We start from the raw sequence: 14308 nt of genomic DNA, 5'->3' as shown, positions 1-14308 counted from the left end.
GTGGTCAACGTCATTACACCCCGCTCGCCGGGATGCCGCTGCGTTCGACCTTCCTCGGCGCGACCAGTTCCTTCCAGGTCGAGAGTGCCTTGTTGACCGCCTGGAACGGCTCGCGCTTGACGAATTTGCCATGCCCTTCCTCGGTCTTCACCGCGCCATCGTCGATGACGAGCTTGCCGCGGGTGAGCACGTAGCGCGGCAGGCCCTTCACCTTCTTGCCCTCGAAGACGTTGTAATCGATCGCCGATTGCTGGCTGTCGGCGGAGATTGTCTTCTCCTTTTCCGGATCGAAGACGACGATATCGGCGTCCGCGCCGACCAGGATCGCGCCCTTCTTCGGATAGATGTTGAGGATCTTGGCGATATTGGTGGAGGTGACGGCGACGAATTCGTTGGGCGTCAGACGGCCAGTGCCGACGCCATGGGTCCAGAGCATCGGCATCCGATCCTCCAGCCCGCCCGTGCCGTTCGGGATCTTGGTGAAATCGCCGACGCCGGTGCGCTTCTGCTCGGTGGTGAAGGCGCAATGGTCGGTCGCGACGACGGAGAGCGAGCCGGACTGCAGGCCGGCCCACAGCGAATCCTGGTGCTGCTTGTTGCGGAAGGGCGGGCTCATGACGCGGCGCGCCGAATGGTCCCAGTCCGCGTTGAAATATTCGCTCTCATCGAGCGTCAGATGCTGGATCAGCGGCTCGCCATAGACGCGCATCCCCTTCTGGCGCGCGCGGCGGATCGCCTCATGGGCCTGCTCGCAGGAGGTGTGGACGACATAGAGCGGCACGCCCGCCATATCGGCGATCATGATGGCGCGGTTGGTGGCTTCGCCCTCGACCTCCGGCGGGCGCGAATAGGCATGGCCCTCCGGTCCGTCATTGCCTTCGGCCAGCAGTTTCTGCTGCAGCGTCGCGACGACATCGCCATTCTCGGCATGGACGAGCGGCAGCGCGCCGAGCGCGGCGCAGCGCTGGAACGAGGCGAACATCTCGTCATCGTTCACCATCAGCGCGCCCTTATAGGCCATGAAGTGCTTGAAGGTGTTGATGCCGTGATCCTTCACCACGGTTTCCATCTCGTCCCACACCTGCTTGTCCCACCAGGTGACGGCCATGTGGAAGGAATAGTCGCAATTGGCGCGGGTGGATTTGTTGTCCCAGCGCTTCAGCGCTTCCAGCAGCGACTGGCCCGGCTCCGGCAGACAGAAATCGACCACCATCGTGGTGCCGCCTGCAAGGCCCGCTCGCGTGCCGCTCTCGAAATCATCGGAGGAATAGGTGCCCATGAACGGCATTTCGAGATGGACATGCGGATCGATGCCGCCCGGCATGACGTAGCAGCCGCTCGCGTCCAGTTCGGTCGCGCCATCGGCGGAGAGGTTCGGGCCGATCTCGGCGATCCTGCCGTTCTCGACGCGCACATCGGCCTTGTAGGTCAGATCGGCCGTGACGACCGTGCCATTGCGAATGAGTGTGGTGGTCATGGTCTCTTCTCGCTGTGCTCGCAATTTTTCAAAAATTCACCTGGTATCCAGGCATTTTCAGCCGCCATTCTCTGAAGTGCCTGAGACGATAGCCCATACCGGTCAGGTTGGGTCGTAATGAAATTGGCTAGAACTCTAGGTGACATGGCACGTCGAAAATCATTGTTGGCGTAGGAATTAATTGATCCCATCGCAGGGAACCACGAGTCGATGGAAATCCAATGGGCTTTCCAGGTCGCAGCCATGGCTTTGGCCGCCAGATTTTGTAGCTCCAAAAATGATGCGTGATACTCTGAGCCCAAGCGTATCCAGACCCTTTCGTCCGCGAGAAGTTTCGTGAGCAGTCGATCGCCGGCAGCAAGGAACTTGGTCATGCTGGCACATGCCTTTTCGTTCTCTTCGGACTGTCTCTGAACTTTGGGCCTAGTAGATTGCTGGTCAGGTTTCTTGGATTTTATAGGAGAGGCCGCCGCGCGGAGCCAGGCTGCCTTCTTCGCATTCAGTTCGAGCCAGCCGGACTTATAGGTGCCGTCTGGTCCGTAGAGTCCGGCAATTATCGGGCAGCTTCTCTGCGGGCCGGCCAATAACAGCTGCCATGCCCCAGATCGAAATTTGCTGTCCACCTCACTGGGGTCCATCGCATCGATGGACCGATCCATCAATGCTTTCAGTGACTGCTCGACATCGGCTTTGACGACCAAGTCAGAACGCGCCTGACATTCCAGCTTCCAGTATGCAAGTATGCCAGCATCAGACAGACTAGGCTTGATTGCCTCCCGCGCATTGGCAGCAGACGCCGCCATGGCTATTGCGGTAAGAAAGCCGATGGCGAGCCTCACCCCACCACCTCCGCGGTCTCCACCACCGCGTGGAGCAGCACGTCCGCGCCGGCCTGCGCCCATTCCTTCGATATCTCTTCCGCCTCATTGTGCGAGAGCCCGTCGACGCAGGGGCACATCACCATGGCGGTGGGATAGAGCTTGTTGACCCAGCAGGCATCGTGCCCTGCGCCCGAAACGATGTCGCGGTGCGAATAGCCGAGCGTCTCCGCCGCATTGCGGATCGCGGCAACGCAATCCTCGTCGAAGGCCGGCGGGTCGAACTGGCCGACCACCTCGCTCTCGAACTGAACGCCGATCTCCTCGCACAGCTTCGGCGCCTTCTCGTAGAACTCTCCCAGCATCGCCTCGATGATCTCCATAAGATGCGAGCGGAAATCGACGGTAAAGACGACCTTGCCGGGGATGATGTTGCGCGAATTGGGATAGACGTCGACATGGCCGATCGCGCCGACGGCGTTCGGCTGGTGCTTCATGGCGATCTCGTGGACCAGCTCGGTGATCCGCGCGAGGCCGCGCCCGGCGTTCTTGCGCATCGGCATCGGCGTGGAGCCGGTATGGCTCTCCTTGCCGGTCACCGTGCACTGAATCCAGCGCAACCCCTGGCCGTGCGTGACGACCCCGATATCCTTGCCCTCGGCTTCGAGGATCGGGCCCTGCTCGATATGCAGTTCGAAGAAGGCGTGCATCTTGCGCGCGCCGACCTCTTCATCACCCTTCCAGCCGATCCGCTCCAGCTCCTCGCCGAATGTTTTGCCCTGCGCGTCGGTGTGCTGGTAGACATCTTCCATGTCGAGCACGCCGGCAAAGACGCCCGACGCCATCATGGCCGGCGCGAAACGCGTGCCTTCCTCATTGGTCCAGTTGGTGACGACGATGGGATGCCTGGTCTGGATGTTGAGATCGTTCAGCGTACGCACCACCTCCAGGGCCCCGAGCACGCCGAGAACGCCATCATAGCGCCCGCCGGTCGGCTGCGTGTCGAGATGGCTGCCGACATAGACGGGCAGGGCGTCAGGGTCCGTCCCCGCACGCATCGCGAACATGGTGCCCATCTGATCGACGCCGATCGTCAGGCCGGCATCCTTGCACCATCGCTGGAACAGCGCGCGCCCTTTGGCGTCGTCATCGGTCAGCGTCTGGCGGTTGTTGCCGCCCGCGACGCCGAGCCCGATCTCCGCCATTTCGTGGATCGAGTCCCAGAGCCGGTCCGCGTCGATCCGCATATTGGACTGCAAGCTCATCTCGATCCCCTCCGGCAATGGTGTCAGTCAAAACTTGACTGTTTGGTCAAAATCGAAGGCTATGGAATGGACAAGGGGTGGTCAAGCGTTTCATGCAACGAGGATAGGCACATTTCTGCACTGCACAATTTACCGGCAATCCTGACCGCAGGTGACAGGTTTTGAGTGGCTTACCCGATCGGTCCGGCGACCCGGAAGGGCGAACGCGCATTCAGAACCGCAACCGCGAAGCCATTCTGGCGGCGGGGCGCGAAGTCTTTGCCAGGCACGGCCTGCGCGGCGCCAGGCTAGACGAGATCGCCGAGCGCGCCGGCATGAGCAAGCCGAACCTGCTCTACTATTTCCCGCGCAAGCAGGACATCTACGTCGCGGTGCTCGAACAGGTGCTGAAGGACTGGCTGATGCCGCTCGACGCGCTCGACCCGGATGGCGATCCGGTCGAGGAACTGCGCCGCTACATCACCGCCAAGATGGCGCTTTCGGTTGCCCAGCCGGAGGCCTCACGCCTGTTCGCTGGCGAAATTCTGGCTGGCGCACCTCATATTGCCAGCTTCCTGGAAAACGATCTACGCGAGCTGGTGAAGCGGAAGGCCGGAACGATCCGGCGCTGGGTTGACGAGGGCCGGCTCGCGCCCATCGACCCCTATCATCTGATCTTCACCATCTGGGCGACGACGCAGCATTATGCCGATTTCGACGTGCAGATCCGCGCCGTTCTCGGCAAGCAGGCGGGCAAACCCGGCTTTCACGACCAGGCGGCGCAGGCGGTGCTGAGCATCGTGCTGAAGGGCATCGCCCCGCGCTAGAGCGCCGACGTCCTGTTCATCTCCGGCGGGTGCGCCCGAATGCGCGGAGCCGGCGCTATCCCCGTTCTCCTTCGACAAGCTCGGGCGTTGCGAGGCCTTAACAGAACTGAAAGCGATACTTCTTACTTTAGGTGAGCGGATTTCTTTGGGGCAGTAAGAGGTCGATCTTGGGGTATTTGAACGTAAAGGCAGTGAACGAACCGATCGGCGACGACGATTACAAGCTCGACGCATGGTTGTGTTTTCCGCCGCAGATCGCGCTGCGATATGAAGAGGACCACGCCGTCGAACGCATCGCCCATTTGCGTCTGACGATCCTGATCGCGCTCCTGCTCTACAATTGCTACAATCTCGTCGACGCGATCCTTCTGCCGGATTTGGGCCTGGTTCCGGCGGTGCTGCGAACCTTGGTCCTGACGCCCTTCGGTCTCTTCATTTACTGGATGACAGGGCGGATCGGCGCTGCTTGGAGGGAGCGGGCGCTGCTGGCCGGCTGTGCAGGCGCACTGGCGTTAACCATCGTGCTTTTCCACATCAGTGCCTCGCCCATGTCACTGCATGCTTTTGGCGAGTTCAGCCTGGCCATCGTCTTTGCCAATATGATGGCTGTGCTGAGGTTTCCTCACGCAGTGATTTTTACCTCCGTCGCCTTCGCGGCAGCGTCCGGCGCATTGTACCTGCGATCCGACGTTTCTTTGGGCTTGCAGAGCGCCCTTCTGCTCCAACTGGCCACCGCCTGCCTCTTTTCGCTTTACGGAAACTACCTGTTTCAGTCTCGCAGACGGCAGGATTACCTTAATACGATGTCGGCGGAGCGCCGGGCCGAAAGAGCCGAAAGGGAGGGCCTCAATCTGCGCGATATGGCGCGGACGGACGCGCTCACCGGGCTGCCGAACCGCCGAGCGCTGGACGACATCTTCACCGACTGGTTCGCCAGCGGCGATCCGGTAACCGTGATGATGATCGACCTGGATCATTTCAAGGAGTTCAATGACAGTCTCGGTCATCAGGCCGGCGACGAGTGTCTGAAGCAGATCGGCACGGTGCTGAAGGCCGCGGCGTCCGGCGACAGTATGTTCGCCGCTCGTTATGGGGGGGAGGAGTTTGCCGTGGCCCTTCGCCATGTTCAGCGAAGTGAAGCGTTTCGTTTTGTCGAAGGCCTGATCCGAGCCATCGGATCGCTTTCGATCCATCATCCGCACGGCATTGGCGGGGTTGTCACGGTAAGCGTGGGCTTGGCTTTCAAGAATGGCGGGTCCGATACCTCGGCGGATCATGTGCTGAACTACGCTGACCAGGCGCTCTATTGGGCCAAACGCGAAGGGCGCAACCGCTATAAGGTGGCAGAAGATCGGGGCGTTGAACAAGACTTGGTCGCGAAGGGTCGGCCGCGCCGTTGCCAACTGGCCAGCTGAACGGCTGATCGTTCCATCATCCGCTGAACGCAGGAGTCCGGCCACCTTGAACGGCCGGCAGGGCAGAGCCGTCGGAAAACGCCCTCTGGATCGCCGCCTTCGCCTATCATCGCGAAGAGCGACATATGCAATTTTCTTGATCTTAATCAAGGCTCTGTTCCGGCTACGAAATACGCTTCGATCGGCGGACTTTTCGGTTCGTCCGGTGCAGGCTCGGCGCCTGCGACAAAACGCTTGGAGATGATCGATGACATCACTTAAACAAGCAGTTCTTGCCACCACGGCGTTGCTCTTCGCACAAGGCGGTCTGGCGCAGGCCAACGAATTGCGCGATACCGCCCTCGAGACATTCGACCCGGTGCCCGCGACGGTGCCTGCCCAGGTCGACAACCCCATCACGCCGGAGAAAATCGAACTCGGCAAGGCGCTCTTCTTCGACCCGCGCGTCTCGGCCTCCGGCGTCTTTTCGTGCAATTCCTGTCACAATCTGGCGACCGGTGGCGACGACAACCTCGAAACCTCCATCGGGCATGGCTGGCAGAAAGGGCCGCGCAACGCCCCCACGGCGCTGAACGCCGTCTTCAACGGAGCGCAGTTCTGGGATGGCCGGGCCGAGGATCTGAAGGCGCAGGCCAAAGGGCCGGTGCAGGCCGGTGTCGAAATGGCCAACACCCCGGCCAACGTCACTCAGATGCTCAATTCGATGCCCCAATATGTCGAATGGTTCGAGGCGTCCTTCCCGGGTGAGGACGATCCGGTCACCTTCGACAATTTCGCCAAGGCCATCGAGGCCTTCGAAGCCACGTTGATCACGCCGGCGCCCTTCGACGCCTGGCTCAACGGCGATGACGCCGCGCTCGGCGAAGCGGAGCAGGCCGGTCTGAAGCTCTTCATGGATAAGGGCTGCGCATCGTGCCACAACGGCGTGAATGTTGGCGGACACGATTACTACCCGTTCGGCCTGGTCGAAAAGCCGGGCGCCGATGTCCTGCCCGAAGGCGACAAGGGCCGGTTCGCGGTGACCGAAACCGCCGACGACGAATATGTCTTCCGTGCCGCGCCGCTGCGCAACATCGCGCTGACCGCGCCCTACTTCCATTCGGGCAAGGTCTGGGATCTGAAGACGGCCGTTCAGATCATGGCGGAGTCGCAGCTCGGCGAAGAGATGACGGACGGAGAGACCGATCAGATCGTCGCGTTCCTCAACTCGCTCACCGGCAAGATGCCGGAGATCGTCTATCCTGTCCTTCCGGCCGAGACCGCCGATACGCCGCGCCCCTCGGGCGACGTGCTGGTCGAGGACGGCAACAAGAAAGACCTCTCCGACCAGTAAGGTCGGGAGATCGGGGCGCCTTTTTCCGAGGCTCCCCGGCGCCAGAGGCGAAGAAAGCGAAATGCCGGCTCCCTGGGGCCGGCATTTCTCGTATCCTGGAAGAGAAGTCCTACTCCGCCGCTTCTTTCGGCGCGGCCGGGTTGTTCGGATGCGTCGTCCAGTTGGCGTAATCCGCGTCGGCCGGTTTGCCGGTGCGCGGATCGATGCCGGCAATCTGCTCCATGGTGATGCAGTTCTCCACCGGGCAGACATTGACGCACAGATTGCAGCCGACGCATTCCTCGTCGATCACCTCGAAATGGCGGACGCCATCGACCAGATGGGTGATCGCCTGGTGCGAGGTGTCCTCGCAGGCGATGTGGCAGCGCCCGCATTTGATGCAGAGGTCCTGATCGATCCGGGCCTTGGTGACGTAATTGAGGTTGAGATACTGCCAGTCCGTGACGTTCGGCACCGCCGCGCCGCGAAAGTCCTCGATGGAGGCATAGCCCTTCTCGTCCATATAGTTGGAGAGACCGGCGATCATTTCCTGCACGATATGGAAGCCGTAGGTCATCGCGGCGGTGCAGACCTGCACCGTGCCGCAACCGAGCGCGATGAACTCCGCCGCGTCGCGCCATGTGGTGATGCCGCCAATGCCGGAGATCGGCAGGCCGTGCGTTGCCGGATTGCGGGCGATCTCGGACACCATGGAGAGCGCGATGGGCTTGACCGCCGGTCCGCAATAGCCGCCATGGCTGCCCTTGCCGTCAATAGTCGGCTCCGGCGCGAAATTGTCCAGATCGATCGCGGTGATCGAATTGATCGTGTTGATGAGGCTGACAGCGTCCGCCCCGCCGCGCTTGGCCGCTTCGGCCGGTTTGCGGATATCCGTGATGTTCGGCGTCAGCTTCACGATCACCGGCAGATCGGTGTTCTCCTTGCACCAGCGCGCGACCATCTCGATATATTCGGGAACCTGGCCGACGGCCGATCCCATGCCGCGCTCGCTCATGCCGTGCGGGCAACCGAAATTCAGTTCGACCCCATCGCAGCCGGTCTCTTCGACGCGTTTGAGGATCGCCTTCCAGGCGCCTTCCTCGCACGGCACCATGAGCGAGGCGATGATGACGCGATTCGGCCAGTTCTTCTTGGTCTCCGTCATCTCGCGGAGATTGACCTCCAGGTCGCGGTCGGTGATGAGCTCGATATTGTTGAGGCCGAGGAGCCGACGATCCGCGCCATGGATGGCGCCGTAGCGGGGTCCGTTGACATTGACGACGGGTGGGCCGGCTTCGCCGAGCGTCTTCCAGACCACGCCGCCCCAGCCGGCGGCGAAGGCGCGTTCGACGTTATATTGCTTGTCCGTCGGTGGGGCCGAAGCCAGCCAGAACGGATTGGGCGACTTGATGCCGAGGAAATTGGTGGAAAGGTCAGCCATGATGTGTCTCCCGTTCAAGCGCCAAGCGCCGCGTGGATGCTTTCCGCAGCGATCTTGCCGTCTTCGACCGCGACGACGGTGAGGTCTTCGCCGCCGGCGATACAGTCGCCGCCCGCCCAGACCATGTTCATCGAGGTCCGGCGCTCGTCATCGACCACGATGCGCCCACCATCGAGATCGAGCGCCGCACCCTCGGCGGACACGCTGTCGGGCACGAAGTTCTGTCCGATGGCCTTGAAGATCTGATCCGCTTCCAGCGTCACCTCTTCGCCGGTGGCGCTCAGCCTGCTATTGCCGTCCGAAGCGGTCCTCTCGAAGGTGATGCCGGTGACATCGCCATTGTCCGCGTGAATACGCTTGGGCTGCAGATTGTAGCGAAGGTGAACGCCGCGCGTTGCCGCGACCTCCTGCTCATAGTCCGAAGCGCTCATCGCATCCTTGCCGCGGCGATAGGCGATCGTGACTTCGCCGGCACCGAGATTCTTGGCCTGAACGGCGGCGTCGATCGCCGTCATGCCCCCGCCGATGACGACAACCCTGTCGCCGACGGGCACCTCGGAGAGATCGGTCGTCTGACGCAGATCGGCGATCCAGCCGACCGCATCGGACGAGCCGGCACTGTCCGCGCCCTCCGCCGTCAGCGCGTTGACGCCGGCAAGCCCCATGCCGAGGAAGACCGCATCGTAATCGGCGGCGAGGCTCTTCAGATGGATGTCGCGGCCGAGCGCCTTGCCGGTCTCGATGGTGATGCCACCGATGCCGAGCAGCCACTGCACCTCAGCCTGGGCGATGTCATCGGTCGCCTTGTAGGCGGCGATGCCGTATTCGTTCAGCCCGCCCGGCTTTGGACGCGCCTCGAAGACGGTGACCCTATGGCCGTGCATGGCGAGGCGGTGCGCGCAGGAAAGGCCGGCCGGGCCGGCGCCGACCACCGCAATGCGCTTGCCGGTCTCCGCCGCGCGCTCGAACGGGTGTTCGCTTACCGTCTCCATAAAATGATCGGTGGCAGAGCGCTGCAGCATCCCGATCCGTACCGGCTTGTCCTCGGCGACCTGGCGCACGCAGACCTCTTCGCAGAGCGTCTCGGTGGGGCAGACGCGGGCGCACATCGCGCCGAAAATATTGGCGTCGAAAATGGTCTTCGCCGCGCCGTTCGGATTGTCGGCGGCGATCTGGCGGATGAAGAGAGGAATGTCGATGCCGGTCGGGCAGGCATTCACGCAGGGCGCGTCGTAGCAGAAATAGCACCGGTCAGCTTCGACCGCCGCCTCATGAACACTGAGCGCGGGGTGAAGATCGCAGAAGTTTTCGCGCAGCTCTTCGGGGCTGAGCCGGCCCGCGGAAATCGTTCCACTGTTTTGTTCGGCACTCATGAAGACCCTCCAGACGATCGCTCTTAAGAGGGCAGCTTCGCATTTTTTACCGAAAGGTCAAATTTTTTCCATTTGCAACGAAGGGGACTTATTCTTGATCGTTACAGTTTAGATTATGCGGATGGGGTTCTATGCGCCTTTGCCCGATCAACGGTGGCGGAGGCTCTGAGCGCTCTTCTCTCCCCGACGCTATGGTCGGCGTCGGAGAGAGAGGCATGGGCTTTTCTACCGGCCGGCCTTGTAATAGAGGCGTTGTTCACCGGCCTTTCCGCCGAACGCCATGACATCGAACACCGCTTTCGGATCGTCGCCCATGCCGGGCGAGCCGGCGGGCATGCCCGGCACGGCGATGCCTTTGATATCGGGCCGTTCGGACAGCAGTTTTCGCACGGCGGCGAACAGTACATGCCCTTCGACGACGTAGCCGGCCACGGTCGCGGTGTGGCATGACTGCAGATGACCCGGCACGCCGGCATCGGCCTTCATCTTCTCATAGTCGTCCTGATGCTCGATGGTGACTTCGAAGCCTTCATCGCGGGCCGAATCGGCCCAGGCGGTGCAGCAGCCGCAGGTCGGGCTCTTCACCACATGCATGGTCGGGGTTTTGGTCGATGTCGTCGTTTCTTCCGCCATGGCGCCGGTCGAAAGCGGCAGGGCGAGGGCGGCCGCCGCGATGGTGAGCGGCAGAAGAATGCGAATGGTTTTCATGGTCGTTGTCCTTGTTCGATGATCGTTTCGATCCGCAACGGATCGCAATGCGGCAGGACGCCGCGTCTCATCAGACAGGGATCGGAGGGCGCAGAAGGCCGGGCGGCAGGACTGAGCGGCAGGGTTTGCCGAGAGCGAGCCATAAGGTCTCGTCAGCCCGTTCCTCGCTGAGAAGGAAACCAACTGCCGGCAGGGCGCAATGAAAGGCGCAATGAGGGTCGGAAGAGGCGCAATCGCCAGCGTCGCATGGCGTCATGTCCGGCAACTGGCCGCGATCGTCGTCCGATACGTCATGCGCGATGGCAGTGCTGACAATCGCGCCCCGCAGGGCCGAACCGGTATCGGCCGACGACACGATTGTCGCCATCAGCACGACCGCAAGCATCAGCAGGATCTTCAGCATCGCCATTCGTTCACTTCGATTATCGGACCGGATCGGTCTCCCGGTCGACGCACCGTCTTGTTAAAAATGTGGCCTAACCGAACACGCGGCCGAGCGCGCCGTCCACCGCCTCGGTGATGGCGTCTATGTCGCTTTCCGTGGCGATCAGGGCCGGGCTGAACAGCAGCGCATTGTTCATGCCATCGGCCAGAGACCGGTTCTGCGCGCCGATGATGACGCCCTGTTCCATGCAGTCGGCGGCCACCGCCTTGACCTTGGCCTCCGGCGCCGGCTCTTTCGTCTTGCGGTCGGCGACCAGTTCGGCACCGCAGAACAGCCCCTTGCCCCGCACATCGCCGATGACGGCGTGCTTTTCCATCAGCGCGTTCAGATTGCCGAGCAGCCGCTCGCCCATCTTCGTGCTGTTGTCCAGCAGCCCTTCCTCCTCGACGATGCGCATGTTCTCCAGCGCCGCCGCCGGCCCGGAGGTGCAGCCGCCGAAGGTGGAGATGTCGCGGAAGAAGCCCATCGGATCGTCGGGATCGTCCTTGAACTGGTCGAACACCGCTTCCGTCGTCACCGTGCACGAGATCGCCGCGTAGCCGGACGCCACGCCCTTGGCCATGGTCACGAAGTCAGGCTTGACGCCGTAATGCTGGTAGCCGAACCATTCGCCGGTGCGCCCGACGCCGCAGACCACCTCGTCGATATGCAGCAGAATGTCGTATTTCTCGCAGATCTGCTGCACGCGCTCCCAGTAACCGGCTGGCGGCACGATGACCCCGCCGCCGGCGGTGATGGGTTCGAGGCACAGCCCGCCGACCGTATCCGGCCCCTCGCGCAGAATGACCTCTTCGATGGCGTCGGCGGCGCGCTCGCCATAATCGTCCACATCGCCCCACTGGCTGCGATATTCCAGGCAGTGCGGCACCTCCACGAAGCCGGGCAGGAACGGCCCGTACTGCGCGTTGCGCTGAGCCTGGCCGCCGGCGGACAGCGCGCCGAAGGTCGTGCCGTGATAGTCGCGCTCGCGATAGAGGATCTTCCATTTCCGGCCGCCATGCTGGCGGTGGGCGATCTGACGGATCATCTTGAAGGCCTTCTCATTGGCCTCCGAGCCCGAATTGGAATAGTAGACGCGGCTCATGCCCGGCATCTTGCCGATCAGCTTTTCGGCGAACAGGGCGCCCGGTACCGAGCCGGCCGCACCGGCATAATAGTTGAGCTTCAGAAGCTGGTCGCGGATGACATCGGCCATGCTTTCGCGGCCATAGCCGATATTGACGGTCCACACCCCGCCCGACACCGCATCGAGATGCTCCTTGCCGGTCGCGTCCCAGATCTTCATGCCCTTGCCTTCGACCATGACCTTGGGATCGACGGTCTCGTAGGGCTTGTGCTGGGTCAGATGGTGCCAGACGTGAGCGCGATCCGCTTCGATGACGGCGCTCAGATCGTTCATTCCGGTGTGTCTGTTCATGAGGGTGCTGTCCTGCCGCGCAAGGTTTGTGCAAGGCTAGAGCCGGCGGATCGCCGGCGCAATCGAAATGCGCGCAATCCGCTTATGTGCTCCGGTGCATACCGGGCCACAGGGCCGAACCCTTCTGCAAGGCTGCTATCCGGCAGCAGCCTTGCGGTCGGATGCCGCAGCGGCTAAACCGGCGCAAATCCCTTCATCTTCGTTTCTCCGGAGCCGCCTCGTGACAAAGTCGACGCTCGCCACATTGGTTGCGCGCCCATCCTTCCTGAAACGCGGGCCGGAGGCGGACCGGTTCACGCCCGCCGATTTCAGCCGCGAGATCATGGCCGGTCTGACCGTGGCGCTGGCTCTCGTTCCCGAAGCGGTGGCCTTCGCCTTCGTGGCGGGGGTCGCCCCGCTGGTCGGTCTCTACGCCGCCTTCATTGTCGGCCTGATCACGGCCGTCTTCGGCGGCCGCCCAGGCATGATCTCCGGTGCGACCGGGGCGCTGGCGGTCGTCATGGTGTCGCTCGTCGCGCTACATGGCGTCGAATACCTTTTCGCCACCGTGGTCCTGATGGGCATCCTTCAACTCCTTGCCGGCGCTTTCCGGCTCGGCAAATTCATCCGCCTCGTGCCGACGCCCGTCATGCTCGGCTTCGTCAACGGCTTGGCCATCGTGATCGGCCTGGCGCAGCTCGGTCAGTTCCGCACCGCCGAGGCCAATGGCGGCCATGCCTGGATGCAAGGCTGGGAACTGGCGCTGATGCTGGGTCTCGTCGTGCTAACAATGGTGCTGATCTGGGTGGTGCCGAAGCTGAAATCGCCGATCCCCGCCCCGCTTGCCGGCATTGCCATCGTGGCAGGCCTGGTCATCGTCTTCGGTCTCGATACGCCCCGCGTCGGCGATCTGGCCTCCATCGAGGGGGGCCTGCCGCAGTTCCACCTGCCGATGGTGCCGCTGAACTGGGAGACCTTCACGATCATCCTGCCTTACGCGGTGATTCTGGCGGCTATCGGCCTGATCGAGTCGCTGCTGACGCTCAATCTCGTCGGCGAGATCGTCGAGGAACGCGGCGGCGCCTCGCAGGAATGCCTGGCGCAGGGCGCAGCCAACACCATCACGGGTTTCTTCGGCGGCATGGGCGGCTGCGCCATGATCGGCCAGTCCATGATCAATGTACGCTCGGGCGGGCGGACGCGCCTCTCCGGCATTTCGGCGGCGCTGTTCCTGCTCAGTTTCATTCTGTTCGCCGCGCCGCTGATCGAGATCATCCCGCTCGCGGCCCTGGTCGGCGTGATGTTCATGGTCGTGATCGGCACCTTCGCCTGGCGGTCGCTCCTTATCATGCGGAAGATCCCGCTTTCCGACAGCTTCGTGATCGTTCTGGTGACCGCCGTCACCGTCATGGCCGACCTTGCGGTCGCCGTAGTTGTCGGCGTGATCGTCTCGGCGCTGGTCTTCGCCTGGAACAACGCCAAGCGCATTCACGCCACGAGCCGGCTCAACCACAAGGGCCAGAAGGTTTATTCCATCGAAGGGCCGCTCTTCTTCGGATCGACCGACGGGTTCAGCGAACTGTTCGACCCGAAGGGCGATCCGGAGGAGGTGGTGATCGATTTCGCCAATTCGCGCGTGGTCGACCAGTCGGCGCTACAGGCAATCGAGGATGTCGCCGCGAAATACGAACAACAGGGCAAGCGTGTCAGCCTGCGCCACCTCTCGCGTGACTGTCACCGCCTACTGAACCGGGCGGGCCAGCTTCTGGTCGAAGAGGACGACGACCCCGATTACGGACTCGCCGTCGACTACGATGTGCGCACCGGCTCCTTTTCCGGCGCGCACTGAGGC

General features: G+C 62.5%; 12 protein-coding genes. 4 read left to right on the top strand and 8 right to left on the bottom strand.

The window, feature by feature from the left end:
• Positions 1-13: 13 nt before the first annotated feature.
• From hydA to B7H23_RS02010, 3 genes are read right to left on the bottom strand one after another with little or no spacing between them, the layout of a single operon-like run.
• On the bottom strand, positions 14-1477 hold the full coding sequence (hydA, locus tag B7H23_RS02020) for a dihydropyrimidinase (RefSeq protein WP_094075730.1): 1464 nt from the start codon (positions 1475-1477) through the stop codon (positions 14-16).
• Complete coding sequence (locus tag B7H23_RS02015) at positions 1474-2316, bottom strand: hypothetical protein (RefSeq protein ID WP_094075729.1); 843 nt, start codon at positions 2314-2316, stop codon at positions 1474-1476. Before B7H23_RS02015 ends, hydA begins: the two co-directional genes overlap by 4 nt.
• The gene (locus tag B7H23_RS02010) at positions 2313-3560 is read right to left on the bottom strand and encodes a Zn-dependent hydrolase (protein ID WP_094075728.1); all 1248 of its coding nucleotides are present in this window, start codon (positions 3558-3560) and stop codon (positions 2313-2315) included. Before B7H23_RS02010 ends, B7H23_RS02015 begins: the two co-directional genes overlap by 4 nt.
• Before the next feature lie 161 nt (positions 3561-3721).
• Between B7H23_RS02010 and B7H23_RS02005 the strand changes: the two genes are divergently transcribed.
• The 3 genes from B7H23_RS02005 to B7H23_RS01995 all read left to right on the top strand — a co-directional run bounded on the left by B7H23_RS02005 (position 3722) and on the right by B7H23_RS01995 (position 7114).
• On the top strand, positions 3722-4366 hold the full coding sequence (locus B7H23_RS02005) for a TetR family transcriptional regulator C-terminal domain-containing protein (RefSeq protein WP_094075727.1): 645 nt from the start codon (positions 3722-3724) through the stop codon (positions 4364-4366).
• A 191-nt stretch (positions 4367-4557) separates the two neighbouring features.
• A complete protein-coding gene (locus tag B7H23_RS02000; RefSeq protein WP_094075726.1) occupies positions 4558-5781 on the top strand; it encodes a GGDEF domain-containing protein in 1224 nt (407 codons plus the stop codon).
• 247 nt (positions 5782-6028) lie between these two features.
• Positions 6029-7114, top strand: a complete 1086-nt coding sequence (locus B7H23_RS01995) for a cytochrome-c peroxidase (protein WP_094075725.1) — start codon at positions 6029-6031, stop codon at positions 7112-7114.
• A gap of 109 nt (positions 7115-7223) precedes the next feature.
• Here B7H23_RS01995 and preA read toward each other — a convergent pair whose 3' ends face one another.
• From preA to B7H23_RS01970, 5 genes are all read right to left on the bottom strand, one after another.
• Entirely contained in the window at positions 7224-8534 is a 1311-nt protein-coding gene (preA, locus tag B7H23_RS01990; protein ID WP_094075724.1) for an NAD-dependent dihydropyrimidine dehydrogenase subunit PreA, read from the bottom strand.
• 14 nt (positions 8535-8548) lie between these two features.
• The gene (locus B7H23_RS01985) at positions 8549-9907 is read right to left on the bottom strand and encodes an NAD(P)-dependent oxidoreductase (protein WP_094075723.1); all 1359 of its coding nucleotides are present in this window, start codon (positions 9905-9907) and stop codon (positions 8549-8551) included.
• Positions 9908-10132: 225 nt separating this feature from the next.
• Positions 10133-10615, bottom strand: coding sequence for a DUF411 domain-containing protein (locus B7H23_RS01980; protein WP_094075722.1), 483 nt, complete (start codon positions 10613-10615; stop codon positions 10133-10135).
• Positions 10616-10685: 70 nt separating this feature from the next.
• Positions 10686-11024 (bottom strand): hypothetical protein, encoded by a 339-nt coding sequence (locus B7H23_RS01975; RefSeq protein ID WP_094075721.1) that lies wholly within the window; start codon positions 11022-11024, stop codon positions 10686-10688.
• A gap of 67 nt (positions 11025-11091) precedes the next feature.
• Positions 11092-12477: an aminotransferase family protein gene (locus tag B7H23_RS01970; RefSeq protein WP_094075720.1), complete on the bottom strand. Its 1386-nt coding sequence runs from the start codon at positions 12475-12477 to the stop codon at positions 11092-11094.
• Between the two features lie 319 nt (positions 12478-12796).
• Here B7H23_RS01970 and B7H23_RS01965 point away from each other — a divergent pair, with 319 nt between their 5' ends.
• Positions 12797-14305 carry a SulP family inorganic anion transporter gene (locus B7H23_RS01965; RefSeq protein ID WP_476703822.1) on the top strand — a complete coding sequence of 503 codons (1509 nt, stop codon included), beginning with the start codon at positions 12797-12799 and terminating at the stop codon, positions 14303-14305.
• The last annotated feature ends 3 nt before the right edge of the window (positions 14306-14308 follow it).

This window comes from Notoacmeibacter marinus, assembly GCF_002238045.1.
In the GTDB taxonomy this organism is placed as follows: Bacteria; Pseudomonadota; Alphaproteobacteria; order Rhizobiales; family Rhizobiaceae; genus Notoacmeibacter; species Notoacmeibacter marinus.
This window is presented reverse-complemented; position numbering and strand designations above follow the sequence as displayed.

What these genes read in the sequence shown, in the direction of transcription:
- B7H23_RS02010 (WP_094075728.1), bottom strand. Translation starts at nt 3,560, where the DNA reads ATGAGCTTGCAGTCCAATATGCGGATCGACGCGGACCGGCTCTGGGAC.
- preA (WP_094075724.1), bottom strand. Translation starts at nt 8,534, where the DNA reads ATGGCTGACCTTTCCACCAATTTCCTCGGCATCAAGTCGCCCAATCCG.
- B7H23_RS01980 (WP_094075722.1), bottom strand. Translation starts at nt 10,615, where the DNA reads ATGAAAACCATTCGCATTCTTCTGCCGCTCACCATCGCGGCGGCCGCC.
- hydA (WP_094075730.1), bottom strand. Translation starts at nt 1,477, where the DNA reads ATGACCACCACACTCATTCGCAATGGCACGGTCGTCACGGCCGATCTG.
- B7H23_RS01975 (WP_094075721.1), bottom strand. Translation starts at nt 11,024, where the DNA reads ATGGCGATGCTGAAGATCCTGCTGATGCTTGCGGTCGTGCTGATGGCG.
- B7H23_RS01970 (WP_094075720.1), bottom strand. Translation starts at nt 12,477, where the DNA reads ATGAACAGACACACCGGAATGAACGATCTGAGCGCCGTCATCGAAGCG.
- B7H23_RS01995 (WP_094075725.1), top strand. Translation starts at nt 6,029, where the DNA reads ATGACATCACTTAAACAAGCAGTTCTTGCCACCACGGCGTTGCTCTTC.
- B7H23_RS01985 (WP_094075723.1), bottom strand. Translation starts at nt 9,907, where the DNA reads ATGAGTGCCGAACAAAACAGTGGAACGATTTCCGCGGGCCGGCTCAGC.